The organism is Leclercia sp. 119287, from assembly GCF_009734485.1.
Taxonomy (GTDB): domain Bacteria; phylum Pseudomonadota; class Gammaproteobacteria; order Enterobacterales; family Enterobacteriaceae; genus Enterobacter; species Enterobacter adecarboxylatus_C.
In genome coordinates, this window is sequence record NZ_CP046445.1 from 2,010,921 (window position 1) to 2,032,962 (window position 22,042).

The 22,042-nt window shown below is 50.8% G+C and carries 20 protein-coding genes; 8 read left to right on the forward strand and 12 right to left on the reverse strand.

The features are described 5' to 3' along the window. Position 1 precedes the first annotated feature (1 nt). The 3 genes from GNG27_RS09720 to GNG27_RS09730 are packed head-to-tail and all read right to left on the reverse strand — an operon-like array spanning position 2 to position 5,014. On the reverse strand, positions 2–1,912 hold the full coding sequence (locus tag GNG27_RS09720; protein WP_156263546.1) for a hypothetical protein: 1,911 nt from the start codon (positions 1,910–1,912) through the stop codon (positions 2–4). Further along, on the reverse strand, positions 1,909–3,816 hold the full coding sequence (locus tag GNG27_RS09725; RefSeq protein WP_156263547.1) for a hypothetical protein: 1,908 nt from the start codon (positions 3,814–3,816) through the stop codon (positions 1,909–1,911). Before GNG27_RS09725 ends, GNG27_RS09720 begins: the two co-directional genes overlap by 4 nt. Next, positions 3,809–5,014, reverse strand: a complete 1,206-nt coding sequence (locus GNG27_RS09730) for an integrase (RefSeq protein WP_156263548.1) — start codon at positions 5,012–5,014, stop codon at positions 3,809–3,811. The genes GNG27_RS09725 and GNG27_RS09730 overlap by 8 nt, the downstream gene beginning before the upstream one ends. 526 nt (positions 5,015–5,540) lie before the next feature. Here GNG27_RS09730 and GNG27_RS09735 point away from each other — a divergent pair. Further along, positions 5,541–5,846 (forward strand): hypothetical protein, encoded by a 306-nt coding sequence (locus tag GNG27_RS09735; RefSeq protein WP_142489124.1) that lies wholly within the window; start codon positions 5,541–5,543, stop codon positions 5,844–5,846. A 1-nt stretch (position 5,847) separates the two neighbouring features. Here the strand turns inward: GNG27_RS09735 and GNG27_RS09740 are convergent, their stop codons facing one another. Next, positions 5,848–6,192, reverse strand: a complete 345-nt coding sequence (locus GNG27_RS09740) for a DUF488 domain-containing protein (protein WP_142489125.1) — start codon at positions 6,190–6,192, stop codon at positions 5,848–5,850. Between the two features lie 147 nt (positions 6,193–6,339). Here GNG27_RS09740 and GNG27_RS09745 point away from each other — a divergent pair, with 147 nt between their 5' ends. Next, entirely contained in the window at positions 6,340–7,050 is a 711-nt protein-coding gene (locus GNG27_RS09745) for a CTP synthase (protein ID WP_156263549.1), read from the forward strand. Between the two features lie 8 nt (positions 7,051–7,058). Here GNG27_RS09745 and GNG27_RS09750 read toward each other — a convergent pair whose 3' ends face one another. Further along, complete coding sequence (locus tag GNG27_RS09750) at positions 7,059–8,246, reverse strand: CynX/NimT family MFS transporter (RefSeq protein ID WP_156263550.1); 1,188 nt, start codon at positions 8,244–8,246, stop codon at positions 7,059–7,061. 99 nt (positions 8,247–8,345) lie between these two features. Here GNG27_RS09750 and GNG27_RS09755 point away from each other — a divergent pair, with 99 nt between their 5' ends. After that, on the forward strand, positions 8,346–9,134 hold the full coding sequence (locus GNG27_RS09755) for a helix-turn-helix transcriptional regulator (protein ID WP_156263551.1): 789 nt from the start codon (positions 8,346–8,348) through the stop codon (positions 9,132–9,134). On the opposite strand, the gene GNG27_RS09760 is transcribed toward GNG27_RS09755, so the two are convergent. Then, positions 9,118–9,564 (reverse strand): DUF441 domain-containing protein, encoded by a 447-nt coding sequence (locus GNG27_RS09760; RefSeq protein ID WP_142489129.1) that lies wholly within the window; start codon positions 9,562–9,564, stop codon positions 9,118–9,120. The two genes, GNG27_RS09755 and GNG27_RS09760, sit on opposite strands and share 17 nt — an antisense overlap. Positions 9,565–9,873: 309 nt before the next feature. On the opposite strand from GNG27_RS09760, the gene GNG27_RS09765 reads away from it, so the two are divergent. Then, positions 9,874–10,770 (forward strand): diguanylate cyclase, encoded by an 897-nt coding sequence (locus GNG27_RS09765; protein WP_156265104.1) that lies wholly within the window; start codon positions 9,874–9,876, stop codon positions 10,768–10,770. Positions 10,771–10,914: 144 nt separating this feature from the next. Here the strand turns inward: GNG27_RS09765 and GNG27_RS09770 are convergent, their stop codons facing one another. Beyond that, positions 10,915–12,201 carry a YeaH/YhbH family protein gene (locus GNG27_RS09770; protein ID WP_142489131.1) on the reverse strand — a complete coding sequence of 429 codons (1,287 nt, stop codon included), beginning with the start codon at positions 12,199–12,201 and terminating at the stop codon, positions 10,915–10,917. 126 nt (positions 12,202–12,327) lie between these two features. Beyond that, a complete protein-coding gene (gene yeaG / locus GNG27_RS09775; RefSeq protein ID WP_142489132.1) occupies positions 12,328–14,262 on the reverse strand; it encodes a protein kinase YeaG in 1,935 nt (644 codons plus the stop codon). Between the two features lie 433 nt (positions 14,263–14,695). On the opposite strand from yeaG, the gene GNG27_RS09780 reads away from it, so the two are divergent. Next, positions 14,696–15,442, forward strand: a complete 747-nt coding sequence (locus GNG27_RS09780; protein ID WP_142489133.1) for a MipA/OmpV family protein — start codon at positions 14,696–14,698, stop codon at positions 15,440–15,442. Between the two features lie 90 nt (positions 15,443–15,532). Then, positions 15,533–16,387 carry an aldo/keto reductase gene (locus GNG27_RS09785; RefSeq protein ID WP_156263552.1) on the forward strand — a complete coding sequence of 285 codons (855 nt, stop codon included), beginning with the start codon at positions 15,533–15,535 and terminating at the stop codon, positions 16,385–16,387. A gap of 46 nt (positions 16,388–16,433) precedes the next feature. On the opposite strand, the gene GNG27_RS09790 is transcribed toward GNG27_RS09785, so the two are convergent. After that, entirely contained in the window at positions 16,434–17,318 is an 885-nt protein-coding gene (locus GNG27_RS09790; protein WP_142489135.1) for a D-hexose-6-phosphate mutarotase, read from the reverse strand. Between the two features lie 76 nt (positions 17,319–17,394). After that, positions 17,395–18,390 (reverse strand): glyceraldehyde-3-phosphate dehydrogenase, encoded by a 996-nt coding sequence (gapA, locus tag GNG27_RS09795; RefSeq protein ID WP_032617687.1) that lies wholly within the window; start codon positions 18,388–18,390, stop codon positions 17,395–17,397. A gap of 341 nt (positions 18,391–18,731) precedes the next feature. Here gapA and msrB point away from each other — a divergent pair, with 341 nt between their 5' ends. Beyond that, complete coding sequence (gene msrB, locus GNG27_RS09800) at positions 18,732–19,145, forward strand: peptide-methionine (R)-S-oxide reductase MsrB (RefSeq protein WP_156263553.1); 414 nt, start codon at positions 18,732–18,734, stop codon at positions 19,143–19,145. A 42-nt stretch (positions 19,146–19,187) separates the two neighbouring features. Then, a complete protein-coding gene (locus GNG27_RS09805; protein ID WP_142489137.1) occupies positions 19,188–19,466 on the forward strand; it encodes a YeaC family protein in 279 nt (92 codons plus the stop codon). 43 nt (positions 19,467–19,509) lie between these two features. Here the strand turns inward: GNG27_RS09805 and GNG27_RS09810 are convergent, their stop codons facing one another. Next, positions 19,510–20,760, reverse strand: a complete 1,251-nt coding sequence (locus tag GNG27_RS09810) for a glycoside hydrolase family 18 protein (RefSeq protein WP_156263554.1) — start codon at positions 20,758–20,760, stop codon at positions 19,510–19,512. 634 nt (positions 20,761–21,394) lie between these two features. Next, positions 21,395–22,036 (reverse strand): bifunctional nicotinamidase/pyrazinamidase, encoded by a 642-nt coding sequence (gene pncA, locus GNG27_RS09815; RefSeq protein WP_142489139.1) that lies wholly within the window; start codon positions 22,034–22,036, stop codon positions 21,395–21,397. Between the last annotated feature and the right edge of the window lie 6 nt (positions 22,037–22,042).

A 22,042-nucleotide genomic window follows, 5' to 3' on the forward strand; every position in this document is an offset into this window, starting at 1 on the left:
TTCAAATAATTTTGTTCATAATTGAATTCAAAAATTCTAAGTCGCTTTTTTCAGAGCGATACTCAGGACTGTCTGGTGCCATTATATAAAGTTCATGCACACGTCTAGTCTGCAACGCAAGTATACGCTCTAGTTTTTTCTTACTTCCAACGAAATTAACACAGCCACTTTTAATGCAATTTATGGATAAAATATCTAACATATTTTTATCGCAATTAGATGTTGTTATACAACCGCCTATTGCTGTTTCGCGGTATGCTATTTGGCCAAGCTTGAAACGCTTAAGACTTTCCTCGCGGTCTTGAAGATAAAATAATCCTTCTTTCTTAATGTGATTATTTATCCAGTTAGCATGGCTGCCAAATAAGATATCATTGGAAAGAAACATTGCCAGAGTATAACCAAGATACTGAGATAAAGGTTGTGCTTCCTGCCAATCCAAAGCAAAATGCTTGTCTCCTTTATTCGTATCTAATAAGTTGTTTGCAAATTCAGAACCTTTAGAATAATACCATACCATCTCTTCAGTTATATGCTGCATTTGTCTTTTTAGGCTAGGCAAAGTCACTAAACCAGAGCGTTGCGCATAAAGTGCAAGCGAACGTCGAAACTGATGTTTTCTCAAGGGCCATGGTGCTCCTACCCGATAATCAGCTTCTTCTTTCCAGTTCCTGTGCAGATCAATATTTTCAAGTTCTCGTAGGTCTTCATCAGTTATGGGAAATGAAAGACGTTTTTTTAGCGCACTGAACTGGTTAAGACGCAGGTTAAGTGGTTGTAATCCTTTACCTGAGTTATTTCCAGACAGAATATTTACAAATAGATAACTCTCGTCCGTAAGGGAGTGCGAATACATTACCTTAGTGATTTTTTGTGCAACTAAAACTGCTTGCTTACCGCGATTACTCGTTACCCAGCGAGCCTCCCTATTACGACCATGATTCAACTTCGTGGTATGACCATTAATAATAAAACGATCTCGTCCATCATGGCTAGTTATTGAGAGGCAATTATACGGAAGAAATCTAGTTTCAGAAGCTCGCATGCCCGTGAAAAGTTGGAGTAAAACACTGGCAGCAGCCAGCGTTTCTGAAATTAAGGATGTTAAACCCGTAGCATGTAAACCAAAACCTCTATAAGAAAAATAATTTGTTAACCCTTTTTTTACAATTAATTGCTGTATGGCACGGAGATTTCCTGGATGATGTATGTAGAAATCCACCACTTCGAGAATTTTTTCGCCCTCTCTGTCAAATCCATCCATAATTTCACAAAGTTCCGAAATAATTAATGAGTAGATGCGTGTCGGTATTGGTGCATGCTGTTTTACTGACTGATGGTACGCGAAAGATACCCTTTGTAACTCGTCAATATCTTTGATGGAAATAATTTCATACCCAGTAACCTCTTGCCCCAAATCTTTTAAATTCCTTAGCATTGATGTTAGGTTTGCTATCTTATTATTATGTCCCTCTACACAGAATAGCATTTTCAGTACTTCTGATGAATTCAAAACTAACGACATGTCACAACCCATATTATGACAGTAGCGCATAATGTGCTTGAGGGGTTGCAAAAAATTATATAACGAAGAAAAAGATAATGGTTGTCCTTTTCTCATAAAAATAAGAATGAACATAATCCACTTAACATCCAGTATTAATTTTAATTGGTCTCTGGATAGTATAAGATCGTTAACCTTCCAAATATTGAAATACAATATACTGCGAGATTTTTTTGGGTGGTAGGCCGTAAGATCCCAAGAATCATCAGAAAAAACTGAAGCCGTCTCGCCAGTTGAGTTGCGGCATACGACAAAGTCATGTGCAGGGTAGAGTTCGGATGAAGAAATGTAATCGTCAGGCTGATTTTCTTCTGTAGTAAATTCCAGACGTGCAGACCATTTTTTCATAGCAGATTTAACTCCTGAAGCATTTCTAACTTAGATCGCCAGTAAGGTGTTAATTCACCATATGTTTCTACTTCTGATTTGAGATGACCGAATTCATCAGGTGAATTTTTTTCGATTTCAGATAAAATGTAATCAATACGTTTTATAATAGGGGTAATGCTTTCACTATATTCTTCTGCGGAAGATGCAAAACTACTAACTTCCATTACATATAATCTACAGCTAAGGAGTTTTCGGATATCTGTTTCGTCCGCATGTACGCGATATTTATCACAGAATAAGCAACCTTCTAATCTGCCGCATTCAGGGATGATTTTTATTTCACTGTTTATAGGGATTGGTTGATCCGGAGCTATACAAGAACCATAGGAAGTATCTGTTTCTGAATCTATACTACTCCTTTTTTGTTGGATAATTGTTTCAAAGTTACTAAAGAAGTCACTCATTTCAGATTCATGCGAGATTTGTGAACCATTGCTATAAGAACGAATGGCAGTGATTTCTGAATGCTGTAATAATTTCGCTGCAATAGATGGAGCGGTATTTCTAATAGCCCAGTCTTGCTTGCTTGCCCTCCATTCTCTGTGAGTGACAGGTTTGATATTCTTATCTAGTTTTTTAATGGCAATGTAAATCTTATTCGATTTGAATTTTTCTAGTTCCCAATGAGTTCGGCATGAGTATGCAAAAAATAAAGTGTCGCATACCGTGCCATTAAGTAAGTAATCGCGTATTTTCATGAATTTTCTGAACTCATTAAGAAATGTTGCTCCAATCTCAAAACTAACAATTCGCCCTGCGGCACGATATTTTATTACCCGAAACCGTTGTCTCAAAATTGATGGGTTATCCATTGCTTCTTTGAGTTCAGACGACCAAGGAAGATCCTTAATTAGTGATGAGCTCATACCAGTTTCAGCCACAAATAGCTCTATAAAAGCGGAATTTGCGCACAAGGCTCTATTTATACGTTGAATATCTCTTTCATCAATATTGGCTTTCTTAATCCTAGTTTCTACTCTATAAATATCCTTAATAACTGTAATCTCATCAATTGTTTTACCATGTTCAACTCGCATATTTGTCATTTCGGCTTTGGTTGCGATTCTTCCATGACTGAATAATGTATGATATGGGGTCGTGCATTCTTCATCGGGTGTAATGGCCCAGATATTTGAAGGTACTATCCACATAGAGTTTTCAGGCCAACCCAAATACTCTGGAATCGAAAGCTTATGTGGATATGGTGAGTTACTTAATACAAAATCTGTTAGGCCATGAAATAACTTACTCAACCATGATAATGCCTTGGTTTGAACATCTTCAGTAGGGATCACAGTAGGGTTTTCATCGATAAAACTGCTTTTTAGCAAATTCATACCCCGTGCAAAATCCTCTACCTCGAATAAATTATTTAAAACTGCTATGACATTATTTTGACTTTTTACCTGTGACCTTAGAGATAGCGATTTTACTTGTACAATTTGGCGCAAGTGAATTATATAGTTTCTAAAAGCATTTTCAAAATCACTTCTTATGAGATTTTTTATAAGTTGATTGTTTTCATCACACCAATTCATAAAATTACGAAATGACACAGCCCATTGAAAAACTGTAACGGGTTTGCGCCTTCTCCGACGGATTTCATTATTAAAGACAACTGTTAACGATTGTACTATCACACAACGCTCTTCTGAAAATGACATAAGATCAACAGTACAACTCGTTACTTGCTGTATTATTGATTTGCTATATTTACGTTTTAAAAATACAATACACCCTATATCCACATGTTTTCCATGACTAAATTTCAAAACAGTTGTTGGACCATATTTGAATGGATAATCTTCAGGTATCGGTAGCGTAACAACTTTTATAGGACGCGAAGTGTAGTTATCAGTCATTACTGGCTCCCCGAGTTGCAATGCGGAATATTTCAGCTTCCCATCCATCTTGCGCGGCCCGTATCATTTTCTTTTGATAGCGATAGTTTAAATATCGTTCTGTCGTAGTTATTGACTCATGCGACATGCGATTTTTTACGAATTCTATCGCATGTTTCAGTGTTATAGTCCCCTGCTCAACTAGTGCAAGTTGGGAGTCCATTAAGTTCATTCCGAATGCCGCTCGGAGGTCATGAAAACGATAGAGGAAAGTTGCGCCATCATTGTTTTCTTTGAGATATGGTATAATTTTCTCAATGATGAATTGTCTTACAGCCTGGCCCACTTTATTATGGTGCTTATTTGCTTTATCACGTGCGCCTGTACTGTCTGATTTGTTGTAATAAAGGGGAGTTCCTCTAATGCTTAGAAATAGATATTGTTCTTCATTATCTCCTCCAACTGCGCGATTACGCCGCTTCTTGGCACGATGACTCACGGCATAATCTTGTAAGAGTTTATAAAACCATACAGGAATATGCAGCACCATTTTTTTGTCATTTTTTGTATCGATGCCAGTTCCTGGACCAATCGCAAAGCGCATAGTATCTTGCGCATCCATCTCGGTTATACGTAGTACATGATGTACCTGAAAGGTTAAAATACTTTGTAATCGGGCACCAGTAAGAAGAGAAAAAAGATGAATAAGAGTCATTTCTGTATTATTAATTTCAATTAAAGCATTAAGAATACATTGTTGTTCATATTGAGTCAGTGCACGAAGTTTCCCTCCGTCATTGATAAAATCATCATAAGGATCGTCGATTATTTGGTTTTTTATCGAAATATCTGTTGTTACAACCTTATTGTTTTTTATAAATCCTCTTAGATCCGTGAAGAAAATTATTCTTTCAGATTCTTTCCACGGCTCATAATCAAATTTCAAATAGCCGTCTAATTTAAGCCATTTGTAAAATCGGATCACTGATGACATTCGTCTGCGCGCTGTTGAGTGCGCGACCTCATTATTTGCTATTAATTGTTTAAGATGAGAATAATAACGATATGTGGGCCGAGTTAATTTGTTCGCCTCGAATATTGTCCACTCAATATTCGTTTCTTCAATAAATCGCATATACGAAGCAAGATCATCTGCATTACTGGCAATTGTAGTCATTGAAGGCGCATAAGTTTCTTGAGCTTTAGAAAGCAACCACATGTTCGCTTCTGCCCAAGGTACACCGTCGCGTCCGACGACTAGTGGAAATAATTTCAAGCAAAGAGGTATCTTAAGGGGCGCGGAACGATTGGGGGTGCTATGCAAGTGTATGAGCTTAGGAACAGTGTGATAGGTCGTTAAAACACTCATCTTGGTCGCAGGTATCAGAACCTTACTCGCTTCTGAAGATATCTCTTCTGCTAAGTTCGTAAGTTTCAGATTAGGAAGCAGTAGTCTTCGTGCTGATGGCATATCATCGATCCCAAAGGTGAGATGCTTTATCCCTTCCAGAACTAGCTATGAAGATCCTGTTTCAAAGCGCCAACTTCAGTGTTACGCATTTCATGATAGTCCATATTTAGATTACATGTTTGTCTATGGAAATCATGATTACTTGTCTGTACGGCATAATGAAGAAATCATGGAGAAAGGATCACCCCTTCCCCCTGGTGACAGGCTCTGTTGGCTGAGATACACTTTGCACTAAGAATATTCTTATGTATTCCACAGCCAATTACGAGGAAGTATGTTTCAGTTAAATCCGGGCAGCCTGGCGATGATCATCGGCGCCCGTACGCCAGCAGGGCGTCGCAATATCGGCAAATCCGTTGAGTTATTCAGCCTCTGTCAGCCGGGCCAGCGTTTCCTGAACCCGGTTAACGGGGTGATGACAGAGTTGCCGCCAGGCGCAGAGCGCGCCCTGTGGCTGGTGACCGGGGATGTGTTTTCGTTTGATAACCAGAGCGGCTTTGCGTTTGTACGCCCGGAACACCTGATGCCGCTCACGCCTGAAGCGTCGCCGGAAACCCTCGACGCCCTGATGCTGGATTGATTTAGAGCTGACGCAGCCAGTCGGCTAACACCCGAGCGTGATTCTGCTGCCGGTCTTTCGCGCCATACAGCAGGGTCACGGTCTGCTTGTCTGCCAGGCGGGCAATCCGCAGTCCCTCATCCTGATGCAGAGCCAGCTCCTGACGATAGGCCTCGCTGAAGCTGGCGAAATCGATCGTCTCGCTGTGGAATGCCTTGCGCAAGTCGCTGGATGGGGCCAGGGTCTTACACCACTCATCGCAGGCTAACGCCTCCTTTTTCATCCCCCGCGGCCAGAGTCGGTCCACCAGGATCCGGTAGCCATCCTCTTTACTGGCCTCGTCATACAGTCGTTTGCACTGAATCATGTTTTGCTCCTTTTCTCTGCCACGCCCTGTAGCTTCAACGCTACCACATTCTGCCCACGTATTTTAAGGTGTTGTGATATCAACGAAAGATCGGTAGTCTGAGGCGCCTTATGTTATCTGATATTTGTCTGGCATAAGGATCACTCTATGGAACTCTCTGCGGTAAAAAATACCCTCCGAATTGCGCTGGTCGGCGACTACAATCCTGACGTTCTGGCTCACCAGGCGATCCCTCTGGCCATTGATGATGCCGCAGCGGTGCTGGAGGTTACGGCCGACTACGACTGGCTGGCGACGACTGAATTAACCAGCCCGGAAGACCTGGTCGGCTACGACGCTATCTGGCTGGTGCCGGCAAGCCCGTACAAAAATGCCGACGCCGCGTTTATTGCCGCACGCTACGCCCGCGAAAACAGCGTCCCGTTTCTTGGCACCTGCGGCGGCTTCCAGCATGCATTGATTGAATATGCCCGTAACGTCCTGGGCTGGCAGGATGCGGCCCACGCCGAGACGGATACCGAAGGCCGGATGGTGATTGCCCCGCTGACCTGCTCGCTGGTCGAGCAAAGCGACGCCATTGAACTGCGCGTCAATACCCTGATTGCCAGAGCCTATGGCCAGGAAGAGATCGAAGAGGGTTATCACTGCAATTACGGCGTTTCGCCTGAGTTTGCGCAGGAGCTGGAGAAAGGCGATATGCGCGTCACCGGCTGGGACGCGCAGGGTGAGATCCGTGCCGTAGAGCTGGTGACGCACCCGTTCTTTATCGCCACGCTGTTCCAGCATGAGCGCGCCGCGCTGGCAGGCCGACCGGCCCCGCTGGTGCAGGCTCTGCTTCGCGCAGCACTGAATTACTGAGTGCCGGCTTAGCCGGGCGTGATCTCCCGGTCACGCCCGGCCAGCATCCCACAGACGGCCATCAATACCGATACCAGCGCGCAGGCCAACAGCGGGATCCGCCAGTCGCCGTTGGCGTCGTGGATTTTGCCCATCAGCGGAGGTCCACAGGCGGCCAGAAGATAGCCCACCGACTGCGCCATCCCGGAAAGGGCCGCAGCCTGATGTGCCGAGCTGGCGCGCAGGCCAATAAACGTCAGGCCGAGGATCATCGTGGCCCCGGATCCAAAGCCAAAAATCAGCGTCCACATCACAGCCAGATCGGGCATAAACCATAGCCCTGCGCTGCTTACCGCACACATCATTGCCGCCAGCCCGGCCACCCAACGCTGATCTTTCAGCCGCAGCAGGATCAGCGGCACTGCAATGCCCGGCGCGGCGGTTGCCAGCTGTAACAGCCCGTGCAGGGAGCCGGCTTCGGTTTCGCTATAACCGTGGCTCTGCAGGATCGCCGGCAGCCAGCCAATAATCACATAGTAGATAAGCGAGTTAATCCCCAGAAACAGCGTCACCTGCCAGGCCAACGCCGAGCGCCAGATACCCCGGCTATGTAGCGCCCGCGCGCCGCTCAGGGAGCCGGCAGGGTGCTGGCGCCACTGCGGTAACCACAGAAGCAACGCCAGCAGAGGGAATACCATCAGCATCAACAGCGCACCGTGCCAGCCTGCGCCGCTCAGGGCGACGGGCACCACCAGTGCAGAACCCAGCGCCGCCGCCGCCCCCATCGTCAGGGAGTACGCTCCGGTCAGTTTCGCCACCTGGCCGGGGAAATCGCGTTTGATCAGCCCCGGCAGCAGCACGTTACCCAGCGCAATACCGCAGCCAATCACCGCCGTGCCGCCAAACAGCAGCATGGCGGAGGGCAGGGAGCGCAGGGCAATTCCGGCGATAATTAATAACAGGGCGATAAACAGGCTGCGCTCCATGCCAATGCGGCGGGCAAGACCGGCCGCCAGGGGCGAGATGAGCGCAAAGGCCAGCAGCGGGAGGGTAGTGAGCAAACCGGTCTGGGCGGTGGTCAGGGCATAATCCGTGCGGATGGCGTCCAGCAGCGGCGCGGCGCCGGTAAAGGTCACCCGCAGCGAGGTGGCAATCATCAGGATCCCGGCGATCAGCAGCGCCCGCTGTTTGCCGGTAGTCGAAAGGGCTATGGTCATTGTTATCTCTTACCTCGAATTGAGGCTAAAGGATACGCATTTTCAGGAAGGTTGAAATCAAGCTAAAATGACAGATTATCGCTAAAATCGGACAACATAATGCCTGGACTCGGTCTTGAAGGTTACGATCCCGACAGTCAGCATGACCCAGCGGTGGCATTTCACGTGCGGGTGGTGGCAGATGAGCAGCGTATCGCGGAACATCAACACCGCAAGGGGCAGTTGATCCTGGCCCTGCACGGCGCGATCACCTGCGAAGTGGAGAATGCCATGTGGATGGTGCCCCCTCAGTATGCGGTCTGGGTCCCCGGACAGCTGCCGCACAGCAATAAGGCCACACCCAGCGCCCGGCTCTGTTTTTTGTTTATCGAGCCCGGGGCTGTATCGCTGCCGGATCGTTGCTGCACGCTAAAAATTTCACCGCTGGTACGGGAGTTGATCCTGACCCTGGCAGCGCGCAGCCCAGGACAACAGGATCCTGCCACCCGACGGTTGGTGGAGGTACTGTTTGATGAACTGCCCCGCCAGCCCGAGGAGCAGCTGCAGCTCCCGGTCTCCTCGCATCCTAAAATTCGCCAGATGAGTGACACCATGGCCGCCTCCCCGGCGGAATGGCAGACGCTACACCAGTGGGCGCACCATTTTGCAATGAGCGAGCGCAACCTTGCCCGGCTGGTGGTCAGTGAAACCGGGCTCAACTTTCGCCGCTGGCGGCATCAGCTTCAGCTGATCGTGGCCCTGCAGGGATTGATCCGCGGCCAGTCGGTGCAGCAGGTGGCCCATGCTCTGGGTTATGACTCCACCACGGCGTTTATCACCATGTTCAAAAAGGGGCTGGGGCAGACTCCGGCGCGGTATATCGCCAGCCTGGCTACGACTTACCGATAAACAGCGATACCAGCCCGGCGGCAATCAGCGGGCCGACCGGCACGCCGCGGAACAGCGCCACCCCCAGCACCGTGCCCACCAGCAGTCCGGCCACCAGCGTGGGCTGGGAGCTCATCAGCGTGACGCCGCGTCCGCCCAGCCACGACACAAACACGCCCACGGCGATGGCAATCAAGGATTTCCAGTTCATGAAGGCGTGGATCAGCGTTGAGGCTGGCAGAGTGCCGCTGGCAATCGGCGCCATCACGCCGATGGTGAGGATAATAATCCCGACGGTCAGACCTTGCTTTTCAATCCACGGGAAAAAACCGCTCAATGGCGTCACCCGGACGATGATCAGCACCAGAATTGAAATCGCTACCGTGGTGTTGTGGCTGACAAAGCCCAGCGCCGCCAGGCCCAGAAGAATGAGCAGAGTAGGGTCGAACATGTTGTATTCCTTGCCAAAATAAAAAGTAAGCCTGCTTACTTTACCCGCTCGCAGGTAGGTAAAAAGCGTTTTTAACAAAAAATATTCTGATTTGGGCTATTGCCTGAAAGGGGATGACGGGACGCTGCGGCCCCGCTTTTTCCACGATAAACAGGTTTTATTTCGCCGACATTTTTTCAAGATAATTGGAAACAATCATTCCGTAGATTTATTAGTAGGCGTCTATATAATATTTTAATTCGCTGACATTTTTTGAGATTTAATCAATTATGATTTTTGTTGTTATTAATCTGTTACTCTGGAGTTTCTGTGAACAGAAAGTTTAAAGAGATTGACGAAACCGTACGCGGTCTGAACCAGTCAACGGATGCACATTTCAAATGGTTAGTAAAACTATTGCGTTTTATCGACAGTCGTAATGTAGATTTACCGGAAGTTTCCAGTGAGGAAGCTCATCTGCATTGCGAGTTTGGTCACTGGCTTAATACCCGGTTACTGGAAGAGCGAGAAGACACAAACTTTTTACTGGATATTAACAAAAAACATATTCATGTTCATCAGGCTTGCCGGCGTTTAATTTCTGCTATTGAACAGCAGCGTCAGCGTAATGAGGATTTTGATCTCTTCGAACAATCGTTGCTGGCGTTCACCGATGCCCTGACCCTCTATAAAGTACACCTGCTGCAGCTGCGTACCAGCTATGACGCCCTGACAGGCCTGCCGCTGCGCCGCATCCTCGATGAGTCGTTCGGCAGCATGAATAAAGAGCTGGGCGCCAGTGGCCTCTATTTATTATTACTGGATATCGATCACTTTAAAAAAGTGAATGATAATTACGGTCATCTGAACGGGGATATTGTTTTGCGTTCACTGGCCCTGAATATCAGTAATAATATCCGGCGATCTGAGTCGATGTATCGTTATGGAGGGGAAGAATTTATTGTTTTACTCCATGCCACCCACGACGATGAAGCGGTCATCATTGCCGAGCGCCTGCGCCGCGACATTGCCCGGCTTGAAACTATTGCCGGTGAGCACATTATTCGTATTACTTTTACCGGTGGATTAACACGTATTCATCAAGGGGAGGTGCTTCGGGAAGTACTGGAGCGGGCGGATATCGCGTTATATACCGGCAAAAAAAGCGGCCGTAATTGTACCCAGCTGATTAACCGGGATCTCGAAACGCAGAAGTTTTGTGATTAACTAAAATACACCAGTTATTTTCAACTGGTGTATTTATTTCTGGGGCCAGGCATTCATCCACATCCATTTCGCATTATAACAATTTCCAACCCATTTCTGCTCCTCTCATTCTCTTTGACCGCCGGTCAGTGACCGGCGGTGGGGTTAGCTGTTGCTGGTGGCAGATTGCTTGTGGAACAGCTCTCTGAATACCGGATAGATATCGTCCTGGTCGCGAATGTGCTGCATCGCGAAGTTATCAAACATGGATTGCAGATGTTCATATTCACGCCACAGCGTCTGGTGGGCGCGGCGGGTGATCTCGATATAGCTGTAGTAACGCACTACCGGAAGCAGTTTTTTCGCCAGAATTTCATGGCATAGCGGCGAATCATCCGCCCAGTTATCGCCATCCGACGCCTGCGCCGCATAGATGTTCCACTGCGCCGGGTCGTAGCGCTCCTTAACCACCTCATCCATTAGCTTCAGGGCGCTGGAAACAATGGTGCCGCCCGTCTCCTGCGAGTAGAAGAACTCATGTTCATCCACCTCTTTCGCCTGGGTGTGGTGGCGGATATAGACCACTTCCACGTTTTTATAGGTTCGGCTCAGGAACAGATAGAGCAGAATATAAAAGCGCTTGGCCATATCTTTGGTGGCCTGATCCATCGAGCCGGAGACGTCCATCAGGCAGAACATCACCGCCTGGCTGGAGGGTTCCGCACGTTTCTCGTAATTCTTGTAACGCAGGTCAAAGGTATCGATAAAGGGCACGCGCTCAATTTTGGCGCGCAGTTCGGCAATCTCTTTGCGCAAACGCTCCTCTTCCAGCAGCTGTGCGGGCTCGCTGTTGGTCACGCTATCCAGGCTGGCTTCAAGCTCGCGAAGCTCACGTTTTTTTCCCGCCGTCATGGCGGTGCGGCGCGCCAGCGAGTTCTGTAACGAACGCACCACGCTAATGTTGGCCGGCACGCCGTTGGCGGTAAAACCGGCCCGGTGCGTTTTATACTCATTCAACTGACGGTGCTGATTTTTCTTCAGATTCGGCAGGGCCAAATCCTCAAACAGCAGATCCAGATACTCATCCTTGGAGATCTGGAAGACAAACTCGTCCTGACCTTCCCCGTCCGGGCTGGCCTGGCCCTGACCACTGCCGCCTCCGCCGCCACCCCCGCCTTGCGGGCGTTCGATGCGGTCGTTCTGGATGAAATGGTCGTTACCGGGATGAACGCGATGGCGCAAACCGCCGCGTCCCTGATGGAACATCGGTTCGCTAATGTCGTCCGTCGGAATAGAAACGGACTCCCCACTGTCTACGTCGGTCACCGAACGCTTATTAATGGCCTCGGAGATCGACTGTTTGATTTGCGCTTTATAACGGCGCAAGAAGCGCTGGCGATTCACCGTGCTCTTGTTTTTACCGTTAAGACGCCGGTCAATAAACCAGGTCATATGCCCCCCGTACTGCATTTGCCAACTTTCAGTGCCCGTAAGTGCCGGATGGCGCTGACGCTTATCCGGCCTACGGAACATTGTAGTAGGCCCGGCAAGCAACGCGCCGCCGGGCTTTTCGGGCTATTAAGACGATTTACGCACGCGCAGGTACCATTCGCAGAGCAGGCGAACCTGTTTGCGGGTGTAACCTTTCTCCATCATGCGGTCGACAAAATCGTCGTGCTTTTTCTGCTCGTCGGTTGAGGTTTTGGCATTAAAGGAAATGACCGGCAACAGCTCCTCGGTATTGGAGAACATTTTCTTCTCAATAACCGTGCGCAGTTTTTCGTAGCTGGTCCAGTTTGGATTACGTCCGCTGAAGTTCGCTCTGGCGCGCAGCACAAAGTTGACGATCTCATTTCGGAAGTCTTTCGGATTACTGATCCCGGCAGGCTTCTCGATTTTTTCCAGTTCCGCATTCAGTGACTCGCGGTCAAACAGCTGGCCGGTATCCGGGTCGCGATACTCCTGATCCTGGATCCAGAAGTCAGCATAGGTAACGTAGCGGTCAAAAATGTTCTGCCCGTACTCGGAGTAGGATTCCAGGTAGGCGGTCTGGATCTCTTTGCCAATGAACTCGGCGTATTTCGGGATCAGATAGCCTTTCAGGAACTCCAGATAACGTTCAGCCTGCTCCTGCGGGAACTGTTCACGCTCAATTTGCTGCTCCAGGACGTAGAACAGATGTACCGGGTTAGCGGCCACTTCAGCATGGTCAAAGTTGAACACGCGGGAGAGGATTTTGAACGCAAAGCGCGTGGAGAGACCGTTCATCCCTTCATCCACACCGGCGTAATCGCGATACTCCTGGTAGGACTTCGCTTTCGGGTCGGTATCTTTCAGGCTTTCACCGTCATAGACGCGCATTTTCGAATAGATGCTGGAGTTTTCTGGTTCTTTCAGGCGCGACAGAATTGAGAAGCGCGACAGCGTTTCCAGGGTTCCCGGGGCGCATGGGGCGTGAACCAGCTCACTGTGGTTCAGCAGTTTTTCGTAAATCTTGATCTCTTCGGAGATCCGCAGGCAGTAAGGCACTTTGACGATATAAACACGGTCAAGGAAGGCCTCGTTGTTTTTGTTGTTTCGGAAGGTAACCCATTCCGATTCGTTGGAGTGCGCCAGAATAATCCCGTTAAACGGCAGGGCGGAGATCCCTTCCGTACCGTTGTAGTTACCCTCCTGGGTTGCGGTCAGCAGCGGATGCAGCACCTTAATCGGCGCTTTAAACATCTCGACGAACTCCATAATCCCCTGGTTGGCGCGGCACAGCGCACCGGAATAACCGTAAGCATCAGGATCGTTTTGCGCGTGGTTTTCCAGTTTACGGATGTCCACTTTACCTACCAGCGCAGAGATATCCTGGTTGTTCTCGTCACCCGGTTCGGTTTTAGCAATCGCAATCTGTTCCAGAATGGACGGCCAGGCTTTCACCACGCGGAATTTGGTAATGTCGCCGCCAAATTCATGCAGGCGCTTCGCGGCCCACGGCGACATAATAGTGCCGAGATAGCGACGAGGAATGCCGTACTCTTTATCCAGAATCTGCGCATCTTCCTGCGGGTTAAACAGGCACAGCGGATGGTCGTTGACCGGGCTGCGTTCGCCGTTGGCGCTGAGCACGTAAATCGGTACACGCTGCATCAACGCTTTCAGCCGTTCAGCCAGCGAGGATTTACCACCGCCGACGGGACCCAGCAGATACAGGATCTGTTTCTTCTCTTCAAGACCCTGAGCAGCGTGCTTCAGGTAGGAAACAATCTGCTCGATGGCATCTTCCATGCCGTAAAATTCTTCAAACGCAGGATATCGGGCGACGACCCGATTCGAAAACAGACGGGAAAGCCGTGGCTCCTGGGCAGTATCAACCATATTCGGCTCACCAATAGCCATCAATAGTCGTTCTGCCGCATTGGCATAGGCACTGCGATCTTGCCGACAAATGGTAAGAAACTCCTGCAGTGTGAACTCTTCGTCCTTGGCAGCTTCATAGCGCTGGCGATAGTGATCGAATATATTCATGGCATGCCGTCCTTTCGTTTTTTAGCACAGGAAAAGAGCCGTTCATATGAATAGTAGAGGCTCCCGGAAGCGGGATCCGTTGCACCTCACTGCCAGAGCAGCAACCCGTGTGCCAGGTCGGGCGCTAAAACCGCGGGGTGATTCGGTATTCAGCTTCTTAAAATTAAGCGTAGATGGCATTTGCAAAACTTGCCTGCACGCAAAATCTAATTTCAATGACATATCAATAACTCATCCAGAAATTCAGCCAAATCCTGTCAGACAAAGAGACTTCCTTCACTGAACGGTAATCTGGCTGACAGCGTTCCGTCATTTGCCGCAAACAAAATAAGGGGTTAATCAAATTGATTAGCTGACAAAAAATTTTGAGAAATGGGGGGAATGACGGTTACACTTCACCCGCTGATTATTTGACTACAGGAAAGAATGGATTGTGACCAAACTCAAACTTCTGGCACTGGGGATTATCGTTGCCACCTCAGTGAGTACAGCATACGCGGAAAATCAGTGGTCAGTTGGTGCTGGTGTCGGCGTAATCAATAGCCCTTATAAACAATATGACCGTGATTTCTATCCGGTTCCGGTTGTCACTTATGAAGGTGATAATTTCTGGTTCCGCGGGCTGGGCGGTGGCTACTATCTGTGGAACGACCAGACCGACAAACTCTCCGTCATGGCCTACTACGACCCAACGCACTTCAAGCCAGGCGACAGCGACAACTACCAGCTTCGTCAGCTCGATAAACGTAAGAGCACCATGATGGCGGGGGTTTCCTGGGTTCATAACACCGAATACGGTTTCCTGCGCACCGCCCTGGCTGGCGATACGCTTGATAACAGTAATGGCTATATCTGGGATCTGGCGTGGTTGTACCGTTACACCAATGGCGGGCTGACGCTGACTCCGGGCATCGGTCTGGAATACCACAGCGAAAACTACAACGACTACTATTATGGCGTGTCCCATAAAGAGTCCCGTCGCAGCGGCCTGAATAGCTATGACGCAGATGATGGCTGGAACCCGTACCTGGAACTGACTGCCAGCTATAAATTTGCTCCTGACTGGAACGTCTACGCCACGGGGCGTTATAACCGCCTGAGCGACGAAGTGAAGGACAGTCCGATGGTCGATAAGTCCTGGACGGGGCTGATGTCGGTGGGTCTGACCTGGAGTTTCTGATTGTGCATTTTTACTGTGCAATTTGTGCATCACAACGGGGCTCTTGAGCCCCGTTTGTTTTAGGGTGGTGCAGATAAACAGGAGAATGTGATGAGCGAAAAAACCGTTAACTTTGGCAACAACATCGTCCTTCCGGCCATTGGCCAGGGTACCTGGTACATGGGCGAAAAAGCGAGCCAGCGCCGCCAGGAAGTGGACGCCCTGCGGGCTGGCATTGAGCGCGGGCTGACGCTGATTGATACCGCCGAGATGTATGCCGACGGCGGCGCGGAAAAGGTGGTCGGCGAGGCGATCAAAGGCCTGCGCGACGAGGTGTTTCTGGTCTCCAAAGTCTACCCGTGGAATGCCGGAGGGCACAAAGGAATAGCCGCCTGCGAAGCCAGCCTGCGCCGTCTCGGCACCGAGTATATTGACCTTTATCTGCTGCACTGGCGCGGGAATTACGCCCTGGATGAGACCGTCCGGCTGATGGAGACGCTGCAACAGCAGGGTAAAATTGGCCGCTGGGGCGTCTCGAACCTCGACTATGCGGATATGCAGGAGCTTTGGCAGGTGCCAGGCGGACAGGCCTGCGCGGCCAATCAGGTGCTGTACCATCTGGCCTCGCGCGGTATCGAATATGACCTGCTGCCATGGTGTCAGCAGCAGTCGATGCCGGTGATGGCCTATTGCCCGCTGGCGCAGGCCGGGCGGCTACGCTCAGGGCTGTTCAATCATCCGGTAGTGAATGCGATAGCGCAGGAGTATCAGATCACGGCGGCGCAGGTTCTGCTGGCGTGGGTGATAAGTCATCGCGGGGTCGTGGCTATCCCGAAAGCGTCATCCATTAAGCATGTGGAAGAGAATGCGGGCGCGCAGGGCATTTCGCTCTCTGCGGAGGCGTTAAAGCAGCTGGATGCGGCCTTCCCGGCGCCTGAACAGAAAACGGCGTTAGACATGGTGTGAAGTGAGCGTAATGCCCTCTCAACATGGAGAGGGCAAGGATAGGGGATTAACGCTTCACAATGTGAATCGTCTGTCCCAGACGGGAAGGTTTCTCTTCCGTCGCGGTTTGCGGTTCGCTGACGCAGGCGGTTTCCACGCAAACAAAGGTCTTATAGCCGTCGTCCGGAACGTCGCCCATGCTCACTGACAGCGCCGGGCCCGGGTTCCAGCCCACCACGTTGCTGTGATGATGATGGATCACTTCAATCGCGCGATTCAGCACGGTATCTTCAATGACGCTGCAGGCTTCCGGGTTCAGGTAGACGCGGTCAGTACGATCCGGGAATGTCTGTGAGCCGTCGTTGAGTTTGCCCTCTTTCGCATTATCCACTTTGTCGATAAAGCTATCGCCGAGGCCGTTCACCGTTACGGCAGCGATATCGCCGACGTTGAAGTAGGTGTGCAGGGCAGAGGTGGTCTCAAATTCACCGTGCGCTTCCAGCTCGATCTCGCAGGTTTTACCTAACTTGAAGCGGGCGTACAGGGTAAAGTCGTGCGGCCACAGTTTGCGGGTCTCGTCGTCGCTTTGCAGTTCAAAGGTCAGCACCACGCCGGATTCATCTTCGTTATGGGCTTTCAGCGTCCACGGCAGGTTGCGGGCAAAACCGTGCGACGGCAGGCCCTGTTCGGTAGCCGGGCCAAACCACGGCCAGCAGATTGGTACGCCGCCGCGGATTGCCGCCCCTTTTTTAAAGGAGGTGATGTCGCTCAGCCACAGCGCTTCCACTTCACCTTCTGGCTGCCAGGAGAGCAGATGCGCGCCCTGGAGGGCGACAGAAGCCTTAACCTGCGGATGTTCAATCACGATGACTTCGACATCATCAATCTGACGACGGGAAAGCACAGGGGTAAGTTGTTCGACTACCGGAAGTGCAAAAATTGTTTTAATCATTACGCAATCCTCTGTCTCTAATGCCATAAAAAAAGGCGACCGAGGTCGCCTTTTTGGATCAGTTTCTCATCTCAACTTATTTGGAGATGTGAGCGATCAGGTCCAGAACTTTGTTAGAGTAACCGGTTTCGTTGTCGTACCAGGAAACCAGTTTCACGAAGTTGTCGTTCAGTGCGATACCTGCTTTAGCATCGAACACGGAAGTGCACACTTCGCCGTTGAAATCGGTAGAAACAACGTCGTCTTCGGTGTAACCCAGAACGCCTTTCATTGCGCCTTCAGAAGCCGCTTTGATTGCTTTCTTGATTTCTTCGTAGCTTGCTGCTTTTTCCAGACGAACGGTCAGGTCAACAACAGATACGTTAGGAGTAGGAACGCGGAACGCCATACCAGTCAGTTTGCCGTTCAGCTCTGGCAGAACTACGCCAACTGCTTTAGCAGCACCGGTAGAAGAAGGGATGATGTTCTGAGCTGCGCCGCGGCCGCCGCGCCAGTCTTTATGAGACGGGCCATCAACGGTTTTCTGAGTAGCGGTGGTAGCGTGAACGGTGGTCATCAGGCCTTCAACGATACCGAAGTTGTCGTTGATAACTTTAGCCAGTGGCGCCAGGCAGTTGGTGGTACAGGATGCGTTAGAAACGATGTCCTGGCCAGCATACTTCTCGAAGTTAGCGCCTTTAACGAACATTGGGGTGTTGTCTTTGGATGGACCAGTCAGAACAACTTTTTTCGCGCCAGCGGTGATGTGCTTACGCGCAGTTTCGTCGGTCAGGAAGATACCGGTTGCTTCAGCAACAACGTCAACACCGATTTCGTTCCACTTCAGGTTAGCTGGATCTTTTTCAGCAGTAACACGGATGGTTTTGCCGTTGACAACCAGGTGGCCGTCTTTCACTTCAACGGTGCCGTTGAAACGACCGTGAGTTGAGTCGTACTTCAGCATGTACGCCATGTATTCAGCGTCTAACAGATCGTTGATACCAACGATTTCGATGTCAGAACGTTCCTGAGCAGCACGGAAAACAATACGGCCGATACGGCCAAAACCGTTGATACCTACTTTGATAGTCATATATTCCACCAGCTATTTGTTAGTGAATAAAAGGTTGCGTGTAAAATTACAAAAACCTTACGCAGCGTCAAGCGGAATCGTGTCAATCATTGCGACAAATCAATCCTTCGCACTACCTTTGCTCGATTGACCCACCTCACATTCCCTTGGAGCTTGCACCCATATGGGGCCTGCGCACGGAATTTTAAAGGGCTGACCACATAAAAACGTGGAGTAGATCACATTTGTCTGAGTGCCTCTACGCAACGAGTAAGTTTAGAACAAAAGTTCATACTTCAGTGTTAATGTTTTGTTAGAATCGAGGGTAAAAGTTGTCTGTTTCAACTGCGAGATGTAAGCCTATGTCGAATCAACAAAACCCCGATGAACTGAAAAAAAACCTCACAGAAATGCAGTTCTACGTGACGCAAAACCACGGTACGGAACCGCCGTTTACCGGGCGTCTGCTGCATAACAAACGGGATGGTGTCTACCACTGCCTGGTGTGTGACGCTGCGCTGTTTAACTCCCAAAGCAAATATGATTCTGGCTGTGGTTGGCCAAGCTTTTATGAACCGGTAAGTGAAGAGGCTATTCACTATCTAAAGGACTTCAGCCATGGTATGGAGCGCATTGAGATTCGCTGTGGAAACTGTGACGCCCATCTCGGTCACGTCTTCCCGGACGGCACACAGCCGACAGGCGAGCGTTTTTGCGTCAATTCCGCCTCATTAAGCTTCACTGATGACCAGAATGGCGACCAGACGAAAGGCTGAAAAATCGATTCAGCAAATTATTCCTTCGGAGCCGGATTTAACATGAATATTGAAGAGATGATTAAGGGCATGACGCCGGAAGTGTATCAGCGTCTGGTCACGGCAGTGGAGCTAGGGAAATGGGCCGATGGCGTGGCGTTGACCGCCGAGCAGAAAGAGAACTGTCTGCAGTTAGTGATGCTGTGGCAGGCGCGCAATAATACCGATGCGCAGCACATGACTATCGACACCCAGGGTCAGATGGTGATGAAGAGTAAGCAACAGCTGAAAGAGGATTTTGGCATCGCGCCAAAATCGATCGCGACGCTGAAAATGCAGTAACCATGCGGGCTAATGCCCTCTCCCGCAGGGAGAGGGCTAATTTTTACTTAATCCCCAGCGACTCGGCTAACTGCTTCGCCAACTGGTTGTTGTCATCCGCGCCGTACTCCCAGAACATCGCACCGGCCAGACCTTTCTCTTTGATGTACTCCGCTTTGATGGTCACCGACCGCGGGTTTTCGTACGACAGGGCAAACAGCGCCTTGCCATCATCACCCTTAACCGACAGCCACGGCACTTTGGCCTGGTCATCCCACTGCTCGGTAAAGCGTTTTTGCGGATCGTTTAATAACGTCTTCACGATATCGTTGTACTTCACATAGGTGTCTTTGGTCAGATCGTAGCCCAGCGATTTGAACAGCTCGATCTGCTGTGCGCCGAAATAAGGCTGAGTCGCGGGATTTTTTTGTGCATCCGGCTTGCTCCAGTCGATGCCAGGCTCAACGGCACGCTTCGGTACCCGGCCATAGAAACCGATACCCAGGTTCATCTGCTGCGGCTTCAGCCCGGCGGCCAGATAGTTGTTCACCACGAAGTCCACGCTGTATTTATCCGCGGCGGCTACGGTGGGCCAGGCGCTGGAGTCATACAGGTTGGCGTTGAAGTACTGGGTGCCGTACGCCATGTCGTAGGTCATCAGGTTGATGTAATCAAGTAACGGCGCAACCGCTTTAACGTCTACCCAACTTTTCGGGCTCTCCACATTGGCACCGACGGCGATGGTCACCAGTTTTTTATCCCCGAATGCAGCACGCAGCTCTTTCAGCAGGGCGGTAAAGTTATCCCGGTCCTCAGGCTTGCTGGCGACCAGTCCCCATGCGCCGTTAACCGGGAACTCCCAGTCGAGGTCAATCCCGTCGAGACCGTATTTATCGACAATTTCCTGAGCTGAGCGGATGAACACGGCTCGAGTCTCTTTGGTCGATGCCGCCCCCGAGAAGCCACGCGCCCCCCAGCCACCCACGGAGAGCAGCACCTTGAGGTCAGGGTTTTGTTTGCGCAGGACTGGGAGTAAAGCCAGATCGGCGGCGACTTTTGGGGAGAGCCAGATTTGATGCAGTTTGTTCGGATCTTTTAGCGCCGGGTTGCTTTCGTCTTTCTCGTCGTTATAGATAAGGCCAAACGAGTAGTTAAGGTGGGTGATCTGACGCACATCGAGTTTGTTGATATCTCCGCCCGGTCCGGCGGTGACGTCGCCACCCCCGTTAAAATAGCCCACCGACATCAGGGAGCTGGCGGAAGCAACGGACGCGCAGAGCAGGGGTAAAGCTGCCAGCAAAGGCAAACGTTTCATAGCAATTCCTCTTCAATTTTGACGGTAAAAAAACAAGCACGCCACGTAATGGCGTGGCGAAAAAAGTGCCAAAAAAGAATAGCATTGCCGCCTCGCTGAGAGTGCGAGGCAGTTCACCTTATGGGACTTAATAAGAATTGTGCCCGGCGGCGCTGCGCTTGCACGGGCCTACGGGGGGGCGGGGTTTTGCCCGGCGGCGCTGCGCTTGCACGGGCCTACGGGGGCGGGGTTTTGCCCGGCGGCGCTGCGCTTGCACGGGCCTACGGGGGGCGGGGTTTTGCCCGGCGGCGCTGCGCTTGCACGGGCCTACGGGGGCGGGGTTTTGCCCGGCGGCGCTGCGCTTGCACGGGCCTACGGTGGGCGGGGTTTTGCCCGGCGGCGCTGCGCTTGCACGGGCCTACGGGGGGCGGGGTTTTGCCCGGCGGCGCTGCGCTTGCACGGGCCTACGGTGGGCGGGGTTTTGCCCGGCGGCGCTGCGCTTGCACGGGCCTACGGGGGGCGGGGTTTTGCCCGGCGGCGCTGCGCTTGCACGGGCCTACGGGGGGCGGGGTTTTGCCCGGCGGCGCTGACGCTTGCACGGGCCTGTGGGTTTTGTAGGCCGGGTAAGGCGTAGCCGCCACCCGGCACAAGGCTATCAGGCCTGCGTCTCCTGCCAGTCCGCCAGCGTATAAAGCGTGGCGCCTTCCGCCGCCATATCCATAAATGCCTGCGCGCTGTCCTGGCGCTGAATGTTGACCCCACGACAGCCGTCGGTGATCACGTTCACCCGGTAGCCCAGCTGTAACGCATCCAGCACGGTAAATTTGACGCAGTAATCGGTCGCCAACCCCATCACGATTAGCTCCACGATTTCGTGATGGCGCAGCCACTGATCCAGCCCGGTTTTCTGCCGGTGGCCGTTATCAAAGAAGGCGCTGTAGCTGTCGATGTTCGGGTTTTCCCCTTTCTGGAAAATGGCGTCAATGGCTTTGCTGTTGAGCAGGGGATGCAGCTCTGCGCCTTCGGTGTGCTGCACACAGTGATCGGGCCAGAAGGTTTGCGGCAGGCCATCCAGTTCGCCCTGAGTGAAGGGCTCGACGCTGTGCTGGCTGGCAAAGCTGCCGTGATCTGCCGGATGCCAGTCCTGGCTGGCCACTACCGCTTCGCCGCGGGCTTTACACCACTCGATCAGGGCGTTGGCAACGTCTACCGTGCTGTCGCCTTCCGCCACCGCCAGCGCGCCGCCGGCGCAAAAGTCATTCTGTAAATCCACCAGTAACAGGGCACGTTGTTTCATGCTCAC

Coding starts and splice junctions, on each gene's coding strand:
- GNG27_RS09745 (WP_156263549.1), top strand. CDS start 6,340: ATGGAACTCTCTGCGGTAAAAAATACCCTCCGAATTGCGCTGGTCGGC.
- yeaG (WP_142489132.1), bottom strand. CDS start 14,262: ATGAATATATTCGATCACTATCGCCAGCGCTATGAAGCTGCCAAGGAC.
- GNG27_RS09740 (WP_142489125.1), bottom strand. CDS start 6,192: ATGATTCAGTGCAAACGACTGTATGACGAGGCCAGTAAAGAGGATGGC.
- GNG27_RS09785 (WP_156263552.1), top strand. CDS start 15,533: ATGAGCGAAAAAACCGTTAACTTTGGCAACAACATCGTCCTTCCGGCC.
- gapA (WP_032617687.1), bottom strand. CDS start 18,390: ATGACTATCAAAGTAGGTATCAACGGTTTTGGCCGTATCGGCCGTATT.
- GNG27_RS09755 (WP_156263551.1), top strand. CDS start 8,346: ATGCCTGGACTCGGTCTTGAAGGTTACGATCCCGACAGTCAGCATGAC.
- GNG27_RS09750 (WP_156263550.1), bottom strand. CDS start 8,246: ATGACCATAGCCCTTTCGACTACCGGCAAACAGCGGGCGCTGCTGATC.
- GNG27_RS09720 (WP_156263546.1), bottom strand. CDS start 1,912: ATGAAAAAATGGTCTGCACGTCTGGAATTTACTACAGAAGAAAATCAG.
- GNG27_RS09730 (WP_156263548.1), bottom strand. CDS start 5,014: ATGTGGTTGCTTTCTAAAGCTCAAGAAACTTATGCGCCTTCAATGACT.
- GNG27_RS09735 (WP_142489124.1), top strand. CDS start 5,541: ATGTTTCAGTTAAATCCGGGCAGCCTGGCGATGATCATCGGCGCCCGT.
- GNG27_RS09790 (WP_142489135.1), bottom strand. CDS start 17,318: ATGATTAAAACAATTTTTGCACTTCCGGTAGTCGAACAACTTACCCCT.
- pncA (WP_142489139.1), bottom strand. CDS start 22,036: ATGAAACAACGTGCCCTGTTACTGGTGGATTTACAGAATGACTTTTGC.
- GNG27_RS09805 (WP_142489137.1), top strand. CDS start 19,188: ATGAATATTGAAGAGATGATTAAGGGCATGACGCCGGAAGTGTATCAG.
- GNG27_RS09770 (WP_142489131.1), bottom strand. CDS start 12,201: ATGACCTGGTTTATTGACCGGCGTCTTAACGGTAAAAACAAGAGCACG.
- GNG27_RS09810 (WP_156263554.1), bottom strand. CDS start 20,760: ATGAAACGTTTGCCTTTGCTGGCAGCTTTACCCCTGCTCTGCGCGTCC.
- GNG27_RS09725 (WP_156263547.1), bottom strand. CDS start 3,816: ATGACTGATAACTACACTTCGCGTCCTATAAAAGTTGTTACGCTACCG.
- GNG27_RS09760 (WP_142489129.1), bottom strand. CDS start 9,564: ATGTTCGACCCTACTCTGCTCATTCTTCTGGGCCTGGCGGCGCTGGGC.
- msrB (WP_156263553.1), top strand. CDS start 18,732: ATGTCGAATCAACAAAACCCCGATGAACTGAAAAAAAACCTCACAGAA.